The following is an 18,675-nucleotide window of genomic DNA, read 5'->3' as shown; positions in this document are numbered from 1 at the left end:
GGTTCGCTTTTGCAGTGCGACATCCTTCGCAGCGTCTTCCGAAAATTGGTCGTGGAGAGGCGCATTGCAAAAAGAAATAGACGCCTGCACGCCCTGCTCCTCGCGCTCTAACTGATCGAGTTAGACGAAATCGAGCCGGGCATTCTGGACTGGATCATCGCACGATAGGCGAGGGCCGCGGCGACGACTTCATGAGCAGCAGCGGAGAAGGAAGGCTATCGTTTCCGCTTTTCCATCTCGCGATAGACAAGCAACAACATTACCATTTCCGCGCTGCCAGCCGGGGGGTTGCGAGGCGACCTAGCTTCTAACGCCTGGAGGTTGAGATCATCTAGTTGCAAAAGGTGATCGCTGATGGCCTCGATCGCATCACGAAGCTTCGCCCTCAACTCGACAGCGACGATCTGCACCTGTCCCTCCACAAAAAATATGTGCCGCCTAACATACAGGCAACGGCCTATTAGCGTTGTTAATTCTGCTTAAACTGCTCCGGCTTCCGGCGACTAAAACCAGAAGATTACCGGGGTTAGCTCTAGCGAATCCGCAAACCCCGGCCAGATCGCCATACCAATGAGAACGCGCGAGTAGGGCGTATTCCAGTGCGGCGCTGGACGAAATCATTCCACTTCTTTAAGGGCAGGATATTAACGCTTTCTAATAGACTGGACAGCAGTCGTGCTGTTGCCGGCGGGTAGCCGACGCGCCTGGCTCCGGCTACTCGGCCGATCCATTGTTGGCAAAAGGTGAGGCATTCGGCACGCATTGCAACGACCAACCTGCCGGCGTCGGCTGCTTGTGATATTCGGTGATGGCGTTGGTGCACTGTTCGCGGGTGTCGAAGGTGCTGGGTAAAATGACCATGCCCCCTTGTGGGCCGGCGACCACGAGATACCAGACCAATGCTGCGGTGGTAGCCATGGAAATTCCTTATTGTCGCTCTCGGAGTGATCACCCGAACGCAATGAAACGTTGCCCGGGTGTCGAAACAAAGGCGGCTGGCGCTAAGGGCTCTGCACCGGGCCTGTGCCGTTCCACCGAATGAACGCGACTTCCTTGCCAGTAACTTCACGCACGGTCTTCAGCAGCGCGGAGTGGAGAAGCTGGAGCGAGCGGTAGTGCTCGCACTGCGGCGATATCAGCGGGCTCACGATGCTTTTATGCAGTCCCTCTGCTGCCTCCAGGAATCGCTGCAAATCTGCCTGCGGTAGCTGCTTGGAATGTTTGTATCGGACCACTGCGACCTCCTACGAGAGTCGCCCGACCTAGGATTATCATCCTGTGTAGGCAGCCCTTGGTAAAGAGGGAAAGTGGATCGGGATTTGGGCTGTGAAGGATCAGTGGCCGGCGCCGATCCATTCCTTACGAATCAGTAAGTCGCCGAATCAAGCCGGATCTGGCTAGAGTCGCAGCCGGCAGCGCACGTCCCTTTGCTGCTCTATCGGGGGCCCACATTCCCCGCCGATGGCCCGCTGCCTGCCCACCCCCGGCGGCAGCGGGCTGTCGAGCTGCAGACGCTAGGCGCAACAAGACGAAGGCGCCGAGGCCGGCCACGACCGTGCCAGGGAGTACGCGGAAAACATAACCGTGGAGGCTGAGGTTCTAACCGACCTGGAGTGGCACGACCGCTAAAAATCGCTTGAAGCGGGTTGAAGCTTTGCAGCTATTGCGAACCTAACGGCTGGCAGCCTCAGCTCTCGAGCCGCAAGCCCAGCACCCTGCCCTGAGGGTGGTGTGTCATCATGTCTTTGACAGCGCTCAGTTTCTCCTGGGATCGTACTTCGAGTGGCATGCTCTGCAGTCTGCTTGGACTGCCTGGAACGCAAGCGCGAACGCGTCCAGTCCGTTCATCGCTGCTCCTTCCGCCACCTTTGCGTCGGTGACAAGCTTCGCTGCAAGCGACCTGAAATCGTCCATATTCTCCCAGATCAGCGGAGAGGCTTCGGTATAGCCTTTGTCGCTGCCCTCGGGGAAAAGAGTCGGGAAAACGGTCATATTCTCCTGAAGCGTTCTCATAGCGGCAGTCGCTTTTTCGATGGGGTATTTGCCGAGAATTACCCGGAGGGCAACGTCCTCCAAATGCGAATTCATCAGCATGATCTGGCGGCGGTCGGCTATCGGGTCGTCCCCCGCGACAGCAGCACCTACCGTTACAAAAGCAAGTAACAATACCGCAAATCTCGTCTGATGAGACATGGACTACCTCCCATGTGCGCCGCACTGGCTAGCGTTCACCACCTGGTGGCCGATGGTTAGACGGCCCGGCCGCCGCACTCCTTATGGGTGACACAGGGGACAGCAACCGGGCCTGACCGGAGCGGGTTAGTGAACTCCTTCCGGCTGGCCGGCAATCTGAGCTGAAGCTAATGTAGACGCAATCCCAAGGATGAAGGACAGGCGCTAGGTCGTTACTTCTTCGGCGTCTGAGGTGGTGCTAGTATAACATAAGGTGTCCTCGGCTCCTTGCCGGGCTCCCGGTAAAACGGGGCCAACTCGCCGGGTGGTCCGAGTGATTTGATGTAAAGATACACCGAACGCAAGTCGCTGTCGGTCATGGCTTGGACTTGGTACCAGGGCATCGTCGGCAAATTGACTTTGTTCTTGAGGTGGTCGACCCATTTGTCCTCGTTAAAGCCCATCGCCGAGTCCCTGAGGTTTGCTGCGTAGGTCGTGCCCCATGGACCTTGCCAGCCAATGGACGAGCCTTTCAACGCTTTCTCCGGGTCGATTTTCCCATCGGCTTCACGGTATCCTTCCGTGTGGCAGAAATGGCAGCCGCCGATGATCGAAATATAAAAGCCGCGTTCGACTGAAACTTCGTCGGCCGCCAGCAGGCTGGGTGGCACGATGCACAGAGCAAAGGCCGCACAAAGATCGATTGTTCACATATTCGCTGCCTCCCCATGACTGATTGCCGACCATCATACGCGAATGATCAGCAACATTCGACGCGCATCGTCAAGGCGGGCAAATTTCAAACTGAGACACTACGCGCGTGGCTCTTTCGCGTCGGCCCGCCACCAGTCAAAGCCGGCGCTCTTTCATGGCCAGGACAATGGCACCTATCGCGATCTTGAGCTTTGCGGTGCCGGATCAACTCTTCACTTCGATCCCAGATCCCATAGAAACCCGCCCGCTGGCCTTGGCGAGCTGGTCCTTTTCTCGCTCGGAACATCGCTGAGCATGGCTTAAGCCGGTGCGGCAGGTGCTCATCAGTTTCTGCTACTGACTGAGGGTCCCTATGGCGCGTCCCTGCAAATAGGGGCGCGTCAACCCCTGATGGAAAAAACCCTACTTGCCCTACGGATCAGCGTTGCTGCCGCCAGATGTCCCGGCGGTACCCGCACTTCCTTTTCCGACCCTAGTCACCACGAAGGCTCCCGGGCTTTCCAGCAGCTGGCGGGCGGTGCGAGCAGCATGTTTCCGGCGCCGACCTTCGCTAAGTATGCGCGTAAAAACGGCTGAATTGGGGGGACACTAAGGCGCAGCTTGGCGTCAAAGTCGGCCCTGTACATCTTGGTGCACTGCAACAAAGATGTTGCGTTGCACCCAAAGTTCCGTTAGGGAATGCTAATATTGCTTTTGGAAAGCTGCCCCCCGGAAAGGATGGAATCGATGCCCAACACTACCGAAAAGACCGCTGAATTTATCAACGACGTATACCCCGCCTTGGACGCTTCCAAGGCTATCGAATATATGAGCTCTGTTGCCGAAAAAGGTGTCCAGCAGTCGAAAGAGGCCTATGCCAAATTCAAGGTGGGGTCAGAGTCGACCCAGAAAGCGCTCGAGTCGAGTTTCGAAACCGCAAAAGCCGTTGGCAGCGATCTCTCGCTGAAGACCATTTCCGTGCTGCGCGCCAATGCCGACGCCGGCTTCTCGCACTTTGAAGCCCTGCTTGCCGTTAGGACGCCTTCCGAATTTGTTGAACTTCAGACCGCCTTCGTCCGCAAGCAGGTTGAAAAGGCTATCGAACAGGCCAAGGAACTCCAGGCAGTCACGACCAAAGCCGCCGAGGATTTGTCCAATCCGATCACGTCCGCTTTCGAGAAGGCGATCAAGGAGCTCGCAGTCGCTTAGCTTTTCTTGGGTAGCGCTTGTTCGCTAGCCGCACCTATTTTGCCTCGCCCAGCCCCGCCTGTAATCCCGCTATTGCCCTACAGAAAAGCCCACTGCGACGGGAGGATGCAGTGGGCCTTTCGGGTGGCTTACATCCTTGGTGTAGAACGGCCACCTTGTCGTCACAACCGCCAACGCTATCCGGTAGCGGAGTTTTTGCATGGTCAAAACAGGACTCATCAGCAATTGAAAGTCATTTCGGCCCAATGGCTCGGTAGCGCGCATCGGTCGGAAGCCGAGCTGCGGAACGACATCTAGTGGCCTGCTGCCGGTTTCGTGGACACCGAGATAAGGTGTTTAACGGAACTGGAGAGTGGGAATGCAGAGAAGGAAGTTCAGCCGCGAGTTCAAGCTTGAGGCGGTGAGATTGATCGAGGATCGGGGCGTTGCGGTGGCCCAGGCTGCCCGCGACCTCGATGTCCACGAGAATGTGCTGCGCAAATGGGTGCGCGAGCTATCGGCCGATCCGCAGCGTGCGTTTCCCGGTCATGGGCAGATGAAGCCGGAGCAGCAGGAGATTGACCGGCTGCGTAAGGAAGTCGCGAAGCTGAAGGCGGAGCGCGACATCCTAAAAAAGGCCGCAGCCTACTTCGCGAGGGAAGTGACATGAGGTTCGCTTTCATCGCGAGGCACCGGAACATCTGGCCGGTGGCATGGCTGTGCAGTGCGCTGGATGTGTCCCGCTCGGGCTTCCATGCCTGGCTCAACCGCAGCCCTAGCGTTCGCTCCCAGCATGACGAGATCCTCGTTTCCAGGATCGACCGAAGCTTCAAGAGCAGCGACCGCACCTACGGCGCGCGTCGGGTCTGGCACGACGTTCTGGCAGAGGGGCTTTCCTGCGGACTGCATCGCATCGAACGCCTCATGCGGGAGAACGGCCTCCGGGCACGTCCACGCCGGCGCGGACTGCCGAAGGATACCGGCGAGCGAGCCGCCGTGTCGGACAACCTCCTCGATCGCGCCTTCGAGGCATCGGCCCCGAACCAGAAGTGGGTCGCCGACTTCACCTATATCTGGACTGCGGAAGGATGGATCTACGTTGCCGCCGTCGTCGATCTGTTCTCCCGCCGTGTCGTCGGCTGGGCGATGAAGGCCGAGATGACCGCGCAGCTCGTCACCGACGCTCTCATCATGGCGATCTGGAGGAGAGGCAAGCCCGACAGCCTGCTGCACCACTCCGACCAGGGATCGCAATATACGAGCGAGCAGTTCCAGCGACTGATGGCCGACCACGGCATCACCTGCTCGATGAGCCGGTCGGGCAACGTCTGGGACAACGCTGCGATGGAGAGCTTTTTCTCGTCGCTCAAGACCGAGCGGACAGCCCGCAAGGTCTACAGGACGAGAGATGATGCGAGGGCGGATGTGTTCGATTACATCGAGCGCTTCTATAACCCTCGGCGAAGGCACTCGACGCTGGGCTATCTGAGCCCCGTGGAGTTCGAGGAACAAGCTATGTTAGCTTAACCTCGTGTCCGAAAAACCGGCAGCAGGCCATAGCGAGGCATTCTCGTCGCGAGTTGGGACAAACATTACCCAGGGGGACGCTCCGCCTAGCTAGCTGACGGCGTTCCGTCGCCAGCGGCAACCTCTCCTCGTTGCTTCATCCGTGTTCGATACCAGATCGTCCAGAGCGTTAGCCCGCCGTAAATGCCGTAGCTGATGACCGGTGAAACGACCAGATACTGCTCGATCGGCCAATTCCATGCGAGCCAGCTACGAATCATAGTCTCCACCGAGAGTCCGACGCCCCAGACGAGCGTCATCAATCGAATCGACGAGCGCAAGCTCAGCCGTTCACGCCACAGCGCTTCGAAACGCTCCTCGCCGTGCTCGAGTTCCCTCGCAATCGTCGCCCGCGCGAGGTAGAAAACTACCGGCTTCCGGAACGCGAGCGACAATAGGAACACAACGCCTATCGCCCCCGACACGAGCGATTCGCGAAGCAGTAGGAACCGCGCACTGCCACCGAGCGCCATCACCATCAGCGACAAGGCGATACCGAGCAGAACGAGCGCGCTCAGCGCATCGACGCGGCGAAATCTCGCGAACTCGATTAGCCCCCACGCGACAGGCGGAACGGCGGACGCATAGAGCGCTCCCATCGTTCCGAAATGAGGAAGCGCCATGCGGTACGCGAGCCATGGCAGCAGCAAATTGACCACGAGCTCGACAACAAGACCTGCGCGTATCCTCATGATTGCTCCGGGCATCTGGAGGAATGCGCTTTAAGTATAGGATCGCGCGGTATGTGCATGCAATTCCGGAGGCGTGACGGCCTCCATGTGGATGGTAGTTCGGAATCGACGGCTGTTGATAATCTACTTCCTATCGTGTGGCCGGACTCGCCTGGCGCTTGGGCAATGTCCGCAATGGCCGCCTATGGGTCGCCGGTCTCGACTTCGTTGAGGGCGACTCGCCCCTCGTGCACGGACCTTCCTACAACGAAGCTAAGCGTCCCTTCCCCGGTGCGAAGCTGCTCTCGACATTGCGGCGGGGGCAAGTTGGCTTCTGGTCAAAGGCTGGCACCATTTTGATGGCAGCTTTGCGCCGCTTCTCGGCTGTTAAAGTTGGCGTTGTCACTCCCTGAAAGCGGTCACTGTGTCACTGCCATCACGGGGGGCACCGTACACCCTTCTACCCGGGACAAACTCGCCTGACGAAGGTACGACGCCTTGATTAAGCACGTGCAGAAGTGGTGTGAATGAACTCAACGAGACCTTCATAGCGAACCGCGCTTCCTCAAGTTGATGCCTATCGCAAAAAGAGTCGTCGCGTCACTTGACAACTTCACAACTTTTGTGTTTTTTGTGAGGTTATCAACACAAGGCGACCGACATGACTGCTCCGCGTTTTGCTACTCGCTTGAACTCCTTCGGGTCTGCCCCACAGCTATTCTGGCCCGATCTGACGGCCAAGCCAAGCATGATGCAGATGGTCGAAAGGGCTTCAACTGCCAAGGGATTGACGGATCTCGACCTGAATTATCCCGATCACGTGAGCGACGAACCCAAAGCATTGGCGCAGCGCATTGGAGACCTCGGTCTCAACATCAACGGTCTGGCCATGCGCTATTATACTAACCTAGGTTTCAAGAGAGGCGCCTTCACAAATCCTGATGAATCTGTAAGGCGCGAGGCAATCGACCTCACCAAGCACGGCATAGACGCGGCGCGCGAGATGGGTATTCATCTCATGACTGTGTGGCTTGGCCAGGACGGTTTCGACTACAATTTCCAGCTCGACTACAAGCAGGCTTGGGATTGGGAGGTTGAAGGCATCCGCGAGGTCGCCGAGCACGACCCTGAATGTCAGATCAGCATCGAATACAAGCCCGATGAGCCCCGTGCGCACAGCCTGCTACGCGACGCCTCAACAACCTTGCTTGCAATTGCAGAAGCGGGCTCGCCAAACCTTGGCGTGACGATGGATTTCGCTCACTCTCTCTATGCCGGCGAACAACCGGCATTCGCCTCGCATCTCATTCATCGCCGCAGCAAGCTGCTCGGCGTCCACCTCAACGACGCCTACGCCAAGCGTGATGACGGTCTTATGGTAGGCTCCGTGCATCTCCGCTCGACCATGGAGTTGCTGCGCCAGATCCGCCACGACGGCTACAGCGGAGCACTCTATTTCGATACGTTTCCCGATGTCAGCGGGCTCGATCCAGTTGCGGAATGCGAAGCCAACATCGCCACTGTCAACCGCTTGCTCGCTATCGTCGAGCGCCTCGACGGCAACAACCAGTTGGGAGCTGCCATGGCGAGCCAGGACGCAGTCGCCAGCCAAAGAATCGTCAATACGGCATTGATCGGCAGCGCCTGATCGAACGTTCGCTCGCCGGCGGCGCATTGACCGGCTTTAAGCAGGAGGAAGTCTGATGTCTTTACGCATAAAGTCTCTTATCGCCGGCTGCGCCTTTGCGCTTCTCGGCAGCTACGCGCACGCACAAGATCTGGCGCCGCTTAACTCTGACACCGAGAAGGATCGCATTGACTGGTCGCAGCTGGAGTCCAAGTTCGGAGCCGTTCCCGCAGCAGCCGCAGGAACGAAGATCGGTGGTGTTTCCAAAACCCTCACCAACGAATACTGGCGCAGCCTCGGCGAAGGATACGCGGCTTACGCCAAGAAGGCCGGTGTGGAAGTGGTTTACCAGGCTGCTTCCAGCGAAGGAGACCAGCTCGGCCAGCTCTCAACAGCCGAGACCCTAATCTCACAGGGCTTCAACGCACTGCTGTTCTCGCCGCAGACCGATAACAATCTGCAGCCGGCTATGGAAGAGGCCGAAGGCAAGGGCATTCCGGTCATCAATGTGAATGACGCCGTCATTCCGAGCGCCAAGCACTACGTCGGCAATGTGCAGCGCGACAATGGCGTACGCGTCGCAAAGTGGTTCCTCAAGAACCGGCCCCAGGGTGGCAAGGTTGCGGTGATTGAAGGGCAGGCGGGCGTTTTCGCGGCAGGCCAGCGCACCAAGGGTTTCAGCGAAACAATCGTCGAAGGCGGCAAGTTCACGGTCGTGGCGAGCGTTCCCGGCAATTGGGATCGTCAACTTGCGTACGACAATGCCGCGACCATTCTTCAGCAAAATCCCGATTTGGTCGGCTTCTACGCCAACAATGACGGCATGGCATTGGGCGTGGTTGAAGCTGTGAAGGCTGCGAAGCTTCAGGACAAGGTGGTGGTGTTCGGCACGGATGGCATCTCGGATGCCTACGCCTCGATCAAGGCTGGTGAACTGACGGGTACAGTCGACTCTTTCCCGGTCCTGACCGGCGAAGTGGGTCTGGAAGTCGCCTTGCGCTTGCTGGGCAAGCAGGCGCTGCCCCGCGTGGTTTCGACCCCGCAGGCGCTGATCACCAAGGACAACGTCGACACCTACGCGGTGAAGGGCGACGAACTGCGCAAGGTATTGCTCGCCCAGCCGGCTGAGTGAACTGACAGGGCTCGACTGGGGGGGCCGGGCCCTGTTCCCACCAACTTCCGGGAGGAGAAATCTGATGCACGAGACTTATCGTCTCAAGCTGACCAATATCGGCAAAAGCTTTGGACCGGTGCGCGCGCTTGATGGCGTCGACATGCAGGTCAAGCGCGGCACGGTTCACGGCCTCCTGGGTGAGAACGGCGCCGGCAAATCGACGCTGCTGAACATCCTCTCGGGGGTTTTCCCACCCTCTTCAGGTCAAATCGAGATCGATGGGGTTCGGGTGATCGGCCACGGCCCAGTGGCCGCGAGACGGGCCGGCATCGTGATGATCCATCAGGAGCTGCAGCATGTCCCCGAACTCACAGTCGCGCAGAACATGTTTCTCGGCCGCCCTATCAAGAGTGGCGGCTTGTTCGTGGCTCGCCGCGCGCAGGAGCGCGCCGCAGCCGAAGCATTGGCGCCGCTCGACCCTTCGATAGATCCGTCGGTGCCAATCCGCACCCTCAAAGTCGCGCAGCGACAGATTGTCGAAATCGCGCGCGCCATGATGGAAGACGCCAAAGTGCTGGCGATGGACGAGCCGACATCGAGCTTGACGCCGGCGGAATTCGAACGGCTGGCGGTTCTGATCGCCGACCTCGCCGCCAAGGGCGTGTCGATCATCTATGTCTCTCACAAGATGGATGAGGTCTTCCGCGTTTGCGACACGGCAACGATCCTTCGCGATGGGCGCAAGGTTACCGATGTGGTGATGTCGGAAACATCCGAAAGCGCCGTTATTGCCAGGATGGTCGGTCGCGAGCTAGCGGCCGCGGAGCACAAGGGCTTCGCACAGGATCATGTTGTTCTGGAAGTATCGGGGCTTTCGCGGGGCACGGCCGTTCGTGACGCTTCACTCAAACTGCACCGAGGAGAAGTGCTTGGAGTATCGGGACTGGTCGGTGCAGGACGAACGGAGCTTCTGCGTCTGATCGCGGGCGTCGACAAGCCGGATGCCGGAGAGATCCGCTTAAAGGGCAAACCGCTCGCACTCGGCAATCCACGCATTGCCATCGCTTCGGGGTTCGGACTCTTGCCGGAAGAGCGCAAGCGGGAAGGCATCATCGCCCGTCGCCCTGTGCGCAGCAATATCGCGCTGCCGTCAATGCGCCGCTTCTCGCGGTTTGGTTTCGTCCGGCGAAAGGCGGTTACCAAGGAGAGCCAGGCGCTCATGGGAGACCTAAATCTCCGACCACTGAATATCGAACGGCCGATCGGCCAGTTCTCGGGTGGCAATCAGCAGAAAGCGATCATCGGGCGATGGATCGCGGCAGGCGCGCAGATCCTGCTGTTCGATGAACCGACCCGAGGCATCGACGTCGGTGCCAAGGCGGAAATTTATGCACTGATCGAACGCTTGGCCGCCGAAGGTCGGTCGATGATCGTCGTCTCGTCCGAGCTGCCAGAAATTCTCCGGGTCGCCGACCGGGTTCTAGTCATGCGGGAAGGCCGCATTGCAGGCGTCCTGGAACGGAACAGCCTCAGTGAAGAGGCCATCGTTGCATTGGCCGTGCCGCAATCGTCGCCTCAAGCTCCCTCCGTTTCAAGGTCCTGAACCATGTCCGCTTCGAACACTCCTGCCGTGACCAAAAATCAGCCCAAGTTTGCCCTGCCAGTCGGTATCCGCGATGCGGGCACTCTGCTTGGCCTTGTCGCGATCGTCGTCGTCTTCTCCGTGCTCAGCCCGAATTTTCTCACTGAGCCGAATATTCTCAACATCCTGCAGCAGTCGTCGATCAACGCTTGCGTGGCGCTTGGCATGACCCTCGTCATCATTGCGGGCGGCATCGATCTTTCCGTTGGACCGACAGCCGCAATCGCGGCGGTTTCGGTTGCGGTGCTGATGGCGATGGGAGTGTCGATCGCCTTGGCGATTCCGATCGCGCTGCTTTTCGGCACGGCCGCCGGTGCGATCAATGGGTCGCTAGTCGCTTTCGGTGGTCTGCAACCCTTTATCGTCACACTCGGAACACTGTCTCTTTATCGGGCCATCTCGCTGATCTACACGGGTGGCAATCCGATCTTCGGCATACCGCCGGCCTATAGGGCTCTCACCAATTCCAGCATCATGGGAGTGCCCAATCCGGTCGTGATCGTTGCGGTCTTGGCGGTTACCGTATGGGTGGTGCTGAACAAGACACCGCTTGGCGAATATTTCCTCGCGGTCGGCGGCAACCAGGAAGCATCGCGCATTGCGGGCGTACCGGTCTCGCTGACCAAAATCGCCAGCTATGTAATTTCGGGCGGCCTGGCCTCGGTCGCTGGACTGATCCTTGTTGGTCGCCTCGGCGCCGCCGATCCCACTCTTGGCAATTTGTGGGAGCTGGACGCGATTGCCGCTGCCGCCATCGGCGGTGCCTCGCTTATGGGTGGCAAGGGCTCGATCGTTGGCACGTTGCTCGGAGCGGTTATCCTTGGGAGCCTGCGCAACGGCCTGACCCTGTTGAATGTGCAAGCGTTCTACCAACTTCTCGCCACTGGCATTATCATCCTCGTCGCGATGCTGATTGATCGCGCGACGAGAGGCCGAGAATGAACCTTTCTTTCAATGATCCCAGGACGGTGGGGCCACGCATCAGGATGATGATGCCCCACCTCACACCTCTGGAAGCTCGCGTGGTCGACATGATCCTCGGACGACGGGACTTCGATGCGGCGACACCGCTGAAATCGATAGCCGACGACGCCGGTGTCTCGGAGGCGATGGTCATCAAAATTGTCAAGAAGCTGGGCTTCACAGGCTTCAGGGACTTTCGCAGCGCCCTGGACGACTACAACCGGCTGCCGACTGCCGAACTGCATCAGGAACTTTCTCCTGAAGATACTGGCCTGGAGATCGCGCAAAAGGTCTTCCGTACGTCAATTCATGCGCTTGAAGAGACCCTGTCGATTTTCGATCCCGCAGCCTTCGAGCGTGCGGCCGACCTGATCTTCAACGCGAGGCAGCGCGACTTGTATGGCATTGGCGGTTCGGCCCAGATCGCCAGGGACGTTTCCCACAAGCTTTTGCGCATCGGCGTGCGCACCAGCGTGTTTGACGATGCACACATGATGCTGATGTCGGCTGCGCTGTTGTCGGATGGTGATGTGGCGATCGGCTTCTCCCATTCCGGCACCACCACCGCTGTCATCGAGCCGCTGGAATTAGCGCGCAAGAACGGAGCTCGCATCATCGTGCTCACCAATTACGCCGGTTCTCCGATCGCCTCGATTGCTGACGTGGTTCTGTGTTCGACGGCACAGGGCTCGCCGCTGCTCGGCGAAAACGCAGCGGCCCGCATAGCCCAGTTGGTGGTCTTCGACGCCGTGTTCGCGGCTGTCGCTCAGCGCGACCTCGCGGCCGCGGAAAGAAATCTGGCGGCGACCATGGGCGCGGTAACCAGTAAACGGCGGCAGACATGACGTACAGGCCAATTGTCGTCGTAGTCGGCAGCCTTCACTACGACATCATGGTCGACGCACCCGATCGCCCGCGCAAGGGCGAGACGGTGACAGGCTATGGCTGGCGACCAAAGTTTGGTGGCAAGGGAGGCAACCAGGCGGTGGCCGCCGCCAAGGCTGGTGCACAGGTCCGGTTCGCGGGCGCGGTGGGCGATGACGCTTTCGGCCAGTTCCTTCTGACTGCACTGGAACAGGGTGACGTCGATATCTCGAAGGTTGCGCGCCTTTCTGATACAGCCTCCGGCATGAGCGTCGCCATCTCGGATGATGGCGGGGACTATGGGGCGGTGATCGTCTCCGGAGCGAATCTCAAGGTCGATCCCAACGCAGTGGCGCTGGCAGAAATCTGGCGAGGCTCGCGGGTGCTGATCCTGCAGAACGAAATGCCAGAGGCCATCAACATTGCCGCGGCTCGTGCCGCACGGGCTGCTGGCGCCGTCGTGTGTGTCAACGCCGCGCCATATCGGCCAATGGCAGGCGAGTTCACGGAACTGATCGACGTGCTGATCGTCAATGCCATCGAGGCCGAAGAACTGTGCGGGGTGCCGGTTACGAATCTGTCGGCCGCTGCTACGGCCGCTGAGGCCTTGTCCGGATCGTTCCCGTCGGTGGTTGTGACCGCGGGTGGCGACGGCGTGGTTGGGGTGAAGCGTGGCGAGACTTTGGTCAGCCTGCCTGCACTTCCTGTAAAACTGATAAGTACACATGGTGCCGGGGACGTGTTCGTCGGCACGTTGGCAGCAGGACTGGCGACCGATCGTTCCTTCTCGGCCTCTATCGACTCTGCAAACCGTGCCGCAGCACGTCACGTATCGGAGGTGCCCCCCCAATAGGTGGCAGAAAGTCCTCCGAAGTGTGGCGCGAATGCGTGCTGCGCAGATGCTCCACCGGTGCCTCAGATCCGTCGCCCAACCGACCGGTTGGCCGGAAGCGCTATGATCCGCCGGGCTGCGTTAAGCCACAAGCCGCTGTGGCCCTCATGCATTTTGGAGTTCGAGGTGTATCCGTCGCGCAACGGCAGCCTTTGTCTGGGCCACTCCAAAACCCGCCCGTCCGCATCCGGCCCAAATCCAGTCATTCGAATACGTAGGCGAACGATCTCACGTTCCAGAAACTCTGCGGCCGGTTTGCTTTCCATGTTGGCAAATGATGACCCTGATGGATATGCTTGTGCTGCTGATCTTGACGATAAAATAATCACCGGTCAGCTCGTCCGTCATATCTCAAGAAGGGTTCTCTATGGCTACCGGAACGGTAAAATGGTTCAATTCGCAAAAGGGTTTTGGTTTCATTCAGCCTGATCAGGGCGGCACGGATGTGTTCGTGCACATTTCAGCTGTCGAGCGCGCCGGCTTGCGAAGCCTCAATGAGGGTCAAAAAGTTAGCTACGAACTGGTGCAAGACAAACGTTCCGGAAAGACATCGGCCGGCGAGCTTCGAACAATCTGATAGGGGGCTACCCGCGGTCTCATCCGTCCACATCGTTGAGCGAAGAAGAGCCTGCATCTGGTCTGCCAGATCGAGTTCGCCGCGCGCCTCGATCTCCAACAGATATCCGGCCTTGGCCAAGCGGTCGCCTTCCCTGACCGCCGGGTAGGCGCAGACGGCCCGCAGCGCCATTTCCCCAACTCGGCTCGCTCTGTCGTGTCTGCGGCTGCTGCCGCCTATTTCGTGGACCGCCTTGCCGAAGGCCGCGTATGCTGTCTTGTGGACCTCAATGAGCGTTCTCAGATCGTTGGACAGTTTTTGGTCTCGGCGCGGCTGCTCCGTGGCAACAGCGGTTGCCGCAAGCGTCGAGGCGACCAAGGCGCTACCGGAGTGGATAATCAAGGCGCGGCGGTTGATCCTGGACGTGGTGTACTCTCCTCTGCGCTTCATGACGCACTGCCAGCTCGGGCCCTCAGACACCGCGTACCTATAACACGACGGTTCGCGCATTCATGTCAGGATCGATTGGCCGTGATTGTACTGTAACCACCAGGGCCGCGGTTCTGGCACTTACTCGGTCAATACGAGGCACAAGGCCCGCGTAGGGCGACATTAGAGGCCTGCAGGGCAGAACGAGTAGCGATCGCCGCCGAGGTTGGCGGTTTGTCGCAAACTGGCGGGCTGGCATTCGCAAAGCCGAAATCGGTCACAAACCGCCTCAGGCTTCGAGATGATCATCTGACGCAGCCGGTCACTCGAGTTCTTGCGAAGGTGGGACATCGCTTGCCTAGGGGCATCGCGCAGAGCTGGCCCAAGAGCGGAAATGCCGAACGGGCTCCAAGCGAGGTTCGCGCCTTAACTCGCGTGACAAGATCTGGCGCTCAAAACGGCTAGTTTGAGCTCCTTAGGACACGCCGAGCAGGGCTGCCTCGCCCGCATCATCGAAGTTGGCGAATGCGCCTTGCTGAACGGATCTCGGTGTGGGCGTTGATTAACTGCCGTTGGACCGCGTGAGCCTCGGGGGCTTCTGCATGGCGGTCGAACAGATCGTTTCAGGGCTTCGCCATGGCGCCCCGGCCAATGCGGAGGCGAAAGGGCGAGCCCGAGACAAAAGAGTACCGTTCGACCGTGAAGCGACATGCCGGGCAAAGTCGGGCATTGGCCGCCACATCTCCTTGGTTCAGCCCTGTCGCAGCGAGCACACCGAAGCGGTCTCATCGATTGGTGTTTTTAGTCCGAAGACCGGCTTCGCCTCGACCGCCTGTAACGCAACGGCGCAACGCGACTTTCTTCCCCTGACGGCTGCGCCGTCATTCCTCGCGGCACAACAAAGTCGCTCTCGCGCCGTCCTCCGCTTCGCTGCGGCCCTTGGGTGCGCAGGCGGTCGCCTCCGGCCTTGCGAGCATCATCGAGACCGCAATGGTGCGACTCGTTAACAGACAGGATCAAGGAGAATTACCATGGCTACCATCGGCACCTTCAAGAAGTCCGGCAACAACGAATTCACTGGCGAAATCGTCACCCTCAGCGTCCAGGCCCGCGGCGTCCGCATCGTCCCCGAAACCCGCGCAAACGGCGACAACGCTCCAAGCCACCGCGTCTTCGTCGGCCGCGCAGAAATCGGCGCCGCCTGGGCCAAGCAGTCCAACGAAGGCCGCGCCTATCTGGGGCTCAAGCTCGACGATCCGAGCTTCACCGCTCCGATCTTCGCCAACCTCTTCGATGACGAGGACGGTGAGGGCCACAGCCTCATCTGGTCTCGCCCCAGCCGTCGGAACGCTGAGTAGCTCGCTCGCATCGGTCCCGCCCGGTCCATCCGGGCGGGACCTCTCGATCAAACAATAGTCGGCATAGCGAGCGGCAGGGGCGATGCTAGGACAGCATCGCGTGATGCGCGCCTGGCCTCCTCCAAGAACGACGTCGCACCTGTAAGGTTTGCCTCTGCGTCGCGCGAGGGAATAACGATGATTGGGCCTTTTGACGAAACTGCACCGACCGGCGACGAACTAACCGACTATGATCGCAGCCACGTCAAGCTCTACATGCGCTTGTTCGACGCCGACGCTGACGGCGCCGATTGGCGCGAGGTGGTCAAGGTTCTCTTCGGGATCGATCCAGCAGTGGAGCCGCAGCGTGCCCGACGCGTCCATGATAGTCACCTGGCGCGGGCACGCTGGATGACGCGCACCGGCTACCGTTATCTCCTGGGCCAGACTGACCCCAAGCGAACTTAGTCCGGCAGGTGATGCCGAAAGAGCATCACGCGATGCCTCCGCTGGGTCTTCCGTCATCCGCCAGAGTTCGGAATCGAATCGAGCACAACCTGCAGTTTTCGCGAGGAACCGCTCGACGAAACCGAACACGTCGCGTTGGCGGGACAACAACAGCTACGACTTCTTCGACAGCTTGCCAATCGAAGGCCTCGCTTGGGAATGTCTGCGACGCTCCAATTCGTACCAGAGGTACTATCAAGCGCTCGCTAGTGCAGGAGCCGAGGAGGAACCCTTCGCGCTGGAAGCACAGCGGCGCTGGGGGCTGCGATTTCCCGGCCCGGCCGGATTTGTCCGCGTTGACGCAAGACGTTCTCTGGTCGCCCCTGGCCGATCCGGCTGTGCTGACCCTCATGCCGTCTCCGGAATTCCTTTCGGCCGAGCCCTTTGCGCTCGTCGGACTCGGCACCTATCGCGACAGCCCTCAAGGGTCTCATGCCGTCCACGACAGGGGCATCGCCACACAGCTGCTCCTTCTTCCCGGTAGTGAGACAAGCCGTTCACTGTCGGCCTTGATCCCACTGGATTCCCAGACACTGGAGCGGGTCGAAGCCCTTGTCCGTTTCTGGCGCGGCTATCATGGGTGGTCTGTGCCGCCTGACACCCGCATGACCGTTCAGCAACGGCGTCGCCTGCGTCTGATGATGCAGGCCTCCGACGGTCGCACGAACGGCGCCAGTTACCGCGAGATCGCCTTCACTTTCTTTGGGACAGAGCGTGTCGCTTCTGCTCCCTGGAAAACCTCCTCGTTGCGGGACACGGTGATTGGTCTCGCCAGAGCTGGCGCTGCCATGATCGGCGGCGGCTATCTGCAACTCCTACGCCATCGCCGCCGCTCCTAGCGGGATCGGGGTGGTGATTTTGGCTCCCCTGATCTTCCCCATCCCCTCCGACCCTGTCTTTCCGCCACCGTGATCGCCGTCCGCCGCTGAACGCCAGCGGTTCGCTGAACCCCCACGGAGGCCTGAAACATGCGACCGGATCTAGCTCTTTTGCCGCCACGCTTTCTTCGCACGAAGGAAGCCGCCGAATTCCTCAGCCTGTCAGCCCGCACGCTCGAGAAGCACCGCACCTACGGCACCGGTCCTGCCTATCGCAAACTCGGCGGCCGCGTCGTCTATGCCGTCGATGATCTGCAGGCCTGGGCCGAACGCGGGGCCGTGACCTCAACCTCTGATCCGCGCGGCTCCGTCCTTCCCGCCAAGCGCCATTTGCCAACGCCTTCGAGCCAGACCGGACGGTATGGGCGCTAAGCCGCGGACGATCTGCGCGGCCGTTCATCGCGCAGGCAGACCAGGGACAGCAACAGCAACAGCGCAACGCAGCCGTGCTCGCCCACAAGATGAGGAGACAGACGATGGCCGTTGTCGTTGACTTCCGTACAGGCAGATCGGCGCCCGGCGCCATGCAGGACGAAGACCTCACGCATGTCGAATTGACATGGGTCGAGAAGAAGATCGAGTACTGGATCCGCTTCGGTGCGGTTGCCGGGGAGAAGGTACTCGATCGACGCCGGCGCATCGTTTCATTTCGCTCCGGCACTGTCTTTGCCTTCGTCCGCTGGGCCGCAAACGACTTCGGCACGATCATCTCGCGCGTCGATATCGTGCGCGCTGTCGGGCAGAGCCAAGCCCATCAGACGCTGCCTTTCGTGCGCCCCGGCGGCGACATCCTGCTCAAGATGGAAGGCTGGCCCAAGGTCGAGCGTGTGCTGCAGACGATCGACGGTATCGAGCAACTCGACATCGATCCGGAAGCGGTTTCGCCCGACCACTGGCGGCACGTCCACAACCGGATGACGGCTGGCCAGGATCCTCGCGCCTACACGCTTGATCTTCATCGAGCTTACCTGCTTCGGCGGCAGGTGCAGCTATGAGCCGGTCCGCAATTATGCTCGCTACTGGGCTGGCGACCGTAGGCGTGCTCTTCCCCGGTCTCACCGTTCTGACGCCAAAGCTGGTCTGGAATGCTTCGGCCAGCGCTCCGGTTGGCCTCTACCGGATCGACGGCGGCGGGCCGTTGTCGGTGAGCGAACTCGTCGCCGTCGTGCCGCCTGAGCCGCTCGCAACATTCCTTGCCGCCCGAGCCTATCTACCGAAGGGCGTGCTTTTGCTCAAGCACATCGTGGCGGTTTCCGGTCAAACCTTGTGCCGGCATGAACTCACCATCTCGGTAGATGGTCTGGTAGTCGGCGTTGCACTTGAGCGCGATCGCGCCGGGCGCGATCTGCCACGCTGGCAGGGCTGCCAGCGTATCCCGGTCGGCGCCGTCTTCCTCATGAACCGGCAGGTACGAGACAGCCTCGACGGCCGATATTTCGGCCTCGTCTCCACCGATCAGATTATTGGCCGCGCGGTCCCGCTGTGGACCGACGAGCAAGGCGACGGTCGCTTTGAATGGCGCGCGCGAACGCGGTGAGCGCGCTAACGGCGGTCCATTTCATGCCGCCTCTCATCA

The 18,675-nt window shown here is 60.0% G+C and carries 21 protein-coding genes and 1 pseudogene; 16 read left to right on the top strand and 6 right to left on the bottom strand.

Annotated features, from left to right (window positions below; genetic code table 11):
* Nucleotides 1-215: 215 nt before the first annotated feature.
* The 5 genes from AC56QQ_RS28335 to AC56QQ_RS28315 all read right to left on the bottom strand — a co-directional run bounded on the left by AC56QQ_RS28335 (nucleotide 216) and on the right by AC56QQ_RS28315 (nucleotide 2,843).
* Complete coding sequence (locus AC56QQ_RS28335) at nucleotides 216-410, bottom strand: hypothetical protein (RefSeq protein ID WP_489859806.1); 195 nt, start codon at nucleotides 408-410, stop codon at nucleotides 216-218.
* Between the two features lie 304 nt (nucleotides 411-714).
* Nucleotides 715-918, bottom strand: a complete 204-nt coding sequence (locus AC56QQ_RS28330) for a hypothetical protein (protein ID WP_489859807.1) — start codon at nucleotides 916-918, stop codon at nucleotides 715-717.
* 83 nt (nucleotides 919-1,001) lie between these two features.
* The gene (locus tag AC56QQ_RS28325) at nucleotides 1,002-1,235 is read right to left on the bottom strand and encodes a hypothetical protein (protein WP_489859808.1); all 234 of its coding nucleotides are present in this window, start codon (nucleotides 1,233-1,235) and stop codon (nucleotides 1,002-1,004) included.
* 520 nt (nucleotides 1,236-1,755) lie between these two features.
* Nucleotides 1,756-2,193 carry a c-type cytochrome gene (locus AC56QQ_RS28320; protein ID WP_489859809.1) on the bottom strand — a complete coding sequence of 146 codons (438 nt, stop codon included), beginning with the start codon at nucleotides 2,191-2,193 and terminating at the stop codon, nucleotides 1,756-1,758.
* Nucleotides 2,194-2,405: 212 nt separating this feature from the next.
* Nucleotides 2,406-2,843 carry a hypothetical protein gene (locus AC56QQ_RS28315; protein WP_489859810.1) on the bottom strand — a complete coding sequence of 146 codons (438 nt, stop codon included), beginning with the start codon at nucleotides 2,841-2,843 and terminating at the stop codon, nucleotides 2,406-2,408.
* Between the two features lie 769 nt (nucleotides 2,844-3,612).
* Between AC56QQ_RS28315 and AC56QQ_RS28310 the strand changes: the two genes are divergently transcribed.
* Both AC56QQ_RS28310 and AC56QQ_RS28305 read left to right on the top strand, forming a co-directional pair.
* Nucleotides 3,613-4,074: a phasin gene (locus tag AC56QQ_RS28310; RefSeq protein WP_489859811.1), complete on the top strand. Its 462-nt coding sequence runs from the start codon at nucleotides 3,613-3,615 to the stop codon at nucleotides 4,072-4,074.
* Nucleotides 4,075-4,432: 358 nt separating this feature from the next.
* Nucleotides 4,433-5,580, top strand: a protein-coding gene (locus tag AC56QQ_RS28305) for an IS3-like element ISMlo4 family transposase (RefSeq protein ID WP_157866075.1) whose coding sequence is annotated in 2 segments (ribosomal slippage) — nucleotides 4,433-4,682 and nucleotides 4,682-5,580 — 1,149 coding nt in all. Because the reading frame shifts where the segments join, the coding sequence is not laid out codon by codon here.
* Nucleotides 5,581-5,666: 86 nt separating this feature from the next.
* Here AC56QQ_RS28305 and AC56QQ_RS28300 read toward each other — a convergent pair.
* Nucleotides 5,667-6,311 (bottom strand): VC0807 family protein, encoded by a 645-nt coding sequence (locus AC56QQ_RS28300; RefSeq protein WP_489859812.1) that lies wholly within the window; start codon nucleotides 6,309-6,311, stop codon nucleotides 5,667-5,669.
* Nucleotides 6,312-6,951: 640 nt separating this feature from the next.
* Here AC56QQ_RS28300 and AC56QQ_RS28295 point away from each other — a divergent pair.
* The 14 genes and pseudogenes from AC56QQ_RS28295 (at nucleotide 6,952) to AC56QQ_RS28230 (ending at nucleotide 18,636) form a co-directional block, all read left to right on the top strand.
* Complete coding sequence (locus tag AC56QQ_RS28295; protein ID WP_489859813.1) at nucleotides 6,952-7,938, top strand: sugar phosphate isomerase/epimerase family protein; 987 nt, start codon at nucleotides 6,952-6,954, stop codon at nucleotides 7,936-7,938.
* Between the two features lie 55 nt (nucleotides 7,939-7,993).
* Entirely contained in the window at nucleotides 7,994-9,049 is a 1,056-nt protein-coding gene (locus tag AC56QQ_RS28290) for a sugar ABC transporter substrate-binding protein (protein WP_489859814.1), read from the top strand.
* Nucleotides 9,050-9,113: 64 nt separating this feature from the next.
* Nucleotides 9,114-10,634: a sugar ABC transporter ATP-binding protein gene (locus AC56QQ_RS28285; RefSeq protein WP_497100571.1), complete on the top strand. Its 1,521-nt coding sequence runs from the start codon at nucleotides 9,114-9,116 to the stop codon at nucleotides 10,632-10,634.
* A gap of 3 nt (nucleotides 10,635-10,637) precedes the next feature.
* Complete coding sequence (locus tag AC56QQ_RS28280) at nucleotides 10,638-11,615, top strand: ABC transporter permease (RefSeq protein WP_489859816.1); 978 nt, start codon at nucleotides 10,638-10,640, stop codon at nucleotides 11,613-11,615.
* On the top strand, nucleotides 11,612-12,481 hold the full coding sequence (locus tag AC56QQ_RS28275) for a MurR/RpiR family transcriptional regulator (protein WP_489859817.1): 870 nt from the start codon (nucleotides 11,612-11,614) through the stop codon (nucleotides 12,479-12,481). Before AC56QQ_RS28280 ends, AC56QQ_RS28275 begins: the two co-directional genes overlap by 4 nt.
* Nucleotides 12,478-13,353 (top strand): PfkB family carbohydrate kinase, encoded by an 876-nt coding sequence (locus AC56QQ_RS28270; RefSeq protein WP_497103996.1) that lies wholly within the window; start codon nucleotides 12,478-12,480, stop codon nucleotides 13,351-13,353. Before AC56QQ_RS28275 ends, AC56QQ_RS28270 begins: the two co-directional genes overlap by 4 nt.
* Before the next feature lie 406 nt (nucleotides 13,354-13,759).
* Nucleotides 13,760-13,969: a cold-shock protein gene (locus AC56QQ_RS28265; RefSeq protein WP_489859819.1), complete on the top strand. Its 210-nt coding sequence runs from the start codon at nucleotides 13,760-13,762 to the stop codon at nucleotides 13,967-13,969.
* Nucleotides 13,970-15,408: 1,439 nt separating this feature from the next.
* Nucleotides 15,409-15,735 (top strand): DUF736 domain-containing protein, encoded by a 327-nt coding sequence (locus AC56QQ_RS28260; RefSeq protein WP_489859820.1) that lies wholly within the window; start codon nucleotides 15,409-15,411, stop codon nucleotides 15,733-15,735.
* Nucleotides 15,736-15,912: 177 nt separating this feature from the next.
* Entirely contained in the window at nucleotides 15,913-16,182 is a 270-nt protein-coding gene (locus AC56QQ_RS28255) for a DNA -binding domain-containing protein (RefSeq protein WP_489859821.1), read from the top strand.
* Nucleotides 16,183-16,354: 172 nt separating this feature from the next.
* Nucleotides 16,355-16,435: pseudogene (locus AC56QQ_RS28250) on the top strand (transcriptional regulator domain-containing protein); the annotation flags it as partial.
* A gap of 82 nt (nucleotides 16,436-16,517) precedes the next feature.
* Entirely contained in the window at nucleotides 16,518-17,060 is a 543-nt protein-coding gene (locus AC56QQ_RS28245; protein WP_497103994.1) for a DUF2285 domain-containing protein, read from the top strand.
* Between the two features lie 129 nt (nucleotides 17,061-17,189).
* Nucleotides 17,190-17,471, top strand: coding sequence for a helix-turn-helix transcriptional regulator (locus tag AC56QQ_RS28240; protein ID WP_489859823.1), 282 nt, complete (start codon nucleotides 17,190-17,192; stop codon nucleotides 17,469-17,471).
* A 104-nt stretch (nucleotides 17,472-17,575) separates the two neighbouring features.
* Nucleotides 17,576-18,094, top strand: coding sequence for a DUF2840 domain-containing protein (locus AC56QQ_RS28235; RefSeq protein ID WP_497124166.1), 519 nt, complete (start codon nucleotides 17,576-17,578; stop codon nucleotides 18,092-18,094).
* Nucleotides 18,091-18,636, top strand: coding sequence for a S26 family signal peptidase (locus AC56QQ_RS28230; protein ID WP_489859825.1), 546 nt, complete (start codon nucleotides 18,091-18,093; stop codon nucleotides 18,634-18,636). Before AC56QQ_RS28235 ends, AC56QQ_RS28230 begins: the two co-directional genes overlap by 4 nt.
* Nucleotides 18,637-18,675: the final 39 nt, after the last annotated feature.

Source organism: Mesorhizobium sp. RCAM 05099 (assembly GCF_059683685.1).
Note: the sequence above shows the minus strand (reverse complement) of the source record. Positions and strands in the feature narration are given on the sequence as shown.

Bases quoted from the DNA above. Each gene is read 5' to 3' on its own strand.
- AC56QQ_RS28330 (WP_489859807.1), bottom strand. From the start codon at position 918: ATGGCTACCACCGCAGCATTGGTCTGGTATCTCGTGGTCGCCGGCCCA.
- AC56QQ_RS28320 (WP_489859809.1), bottom strand. From the start codon at position 2,193: ATGTCTCATCAGACGAGATTTGCGGTATTGTTACTTGCTTTTGTAACG.
- AC56QQ_RS28310 (WP_489859811.1), top strand. From the start codon at position 3,613: ATGCCCAACACTACCGAAAAGACCGCTGAATTTATCAACGACGTATAC.
- AC56QQ_RS28300 (WP_489859812.1), bottom strand. From the start codon at position 6,311: ATGAGGATACGCGCAGGTCTTGTTGTCGAGCTCGTGGTCAATTTGCTG.
- AC56QQ_RS28295 (WP_489859813.1), top strand. From the start codon at position 6,952: ATGACTGCTCCGCGTTTTGCTACTCGCTTGAACTCCTTCGGGTCTGCC.
- AC56QQ_RS28290 (WP_489859814.1), top strand. From the start codon at position 7,994: ATGTCTTTACGCATAAAGTCTCTTATCGCCGGCTGCGCCTTTGCGCTT.
- AC56QQ_RS28285 (WP_497100571.1), top strand. From the start codon at position 9,114: ATGCACGAGACTTATCGTCTCAAGCTGACCAATATCGGCAAAAGCTTT.
- AC56QQ_RS28280 (WP_489859816.1), top strand. From the start codon at position 10,638: ATGTCCGCTTCGAACACTCCTGCCGTGACCAAAAATCAGCCCAAGTTT.
- AC56QQ_RS28275 (WP_489859817.1), top strand. From the start codon at position 11,612: ATGAACCTTTCTTTCAATGATCCCAGGACGGTGGGGCCACGCATCAGG.
- AC56QQ_RS28270 (WP_497103996.1), top strand. From the start codon at position 12,478: ATGACGTACAGGCCAATTGTCGTCGTAGTCGGCAGCCTTCACTACGAC.
- AC56QQ_RS28265 (WP_489859819.1), top strand. From the start codon at position 13,760: ATGGCTACCGGAACGGTAAAATGGTTCAATTCGCAAAAGGGTTTTGGT.
- AC56QQ_RS28260 (WP_489859820.1), top strand. From the start codon at position 15,409: ATGGCTACCATCGGCACCTTCAAGAAGTCCGGCAACAACGAATTCACT.
- AC56QQ_RS28255 (WP_489859821.1), top strand. From the start codon at position 15,913: ATGATTGGGCCTTTTGACGAAACTGCACCGACCGGCGACGAACTAACC.
- AC56QQ_RS28240 (WP_489859823.1), top strand. From the start codon at position 17,190: ATGCGACCGGATCTAGCTCTTTTGCCGCCACGCTTTCTTCGCACGAAG.
- AC56QQ_RS28235 (WP_497124166.1), top strand. From the start codon at position 17,576: ATGGCCGTTGTCGTTGACTTCCGTACAGGCAGATCGGCGCCCGGCGCC.
- AC56QQ_RS28230 (WP_489859825.1), top strand. From the start codon at position 18,091: ATGAGCCGGTCCGCAATTATGCTCGCTACTGGGCTGGCGACCGTAGGC.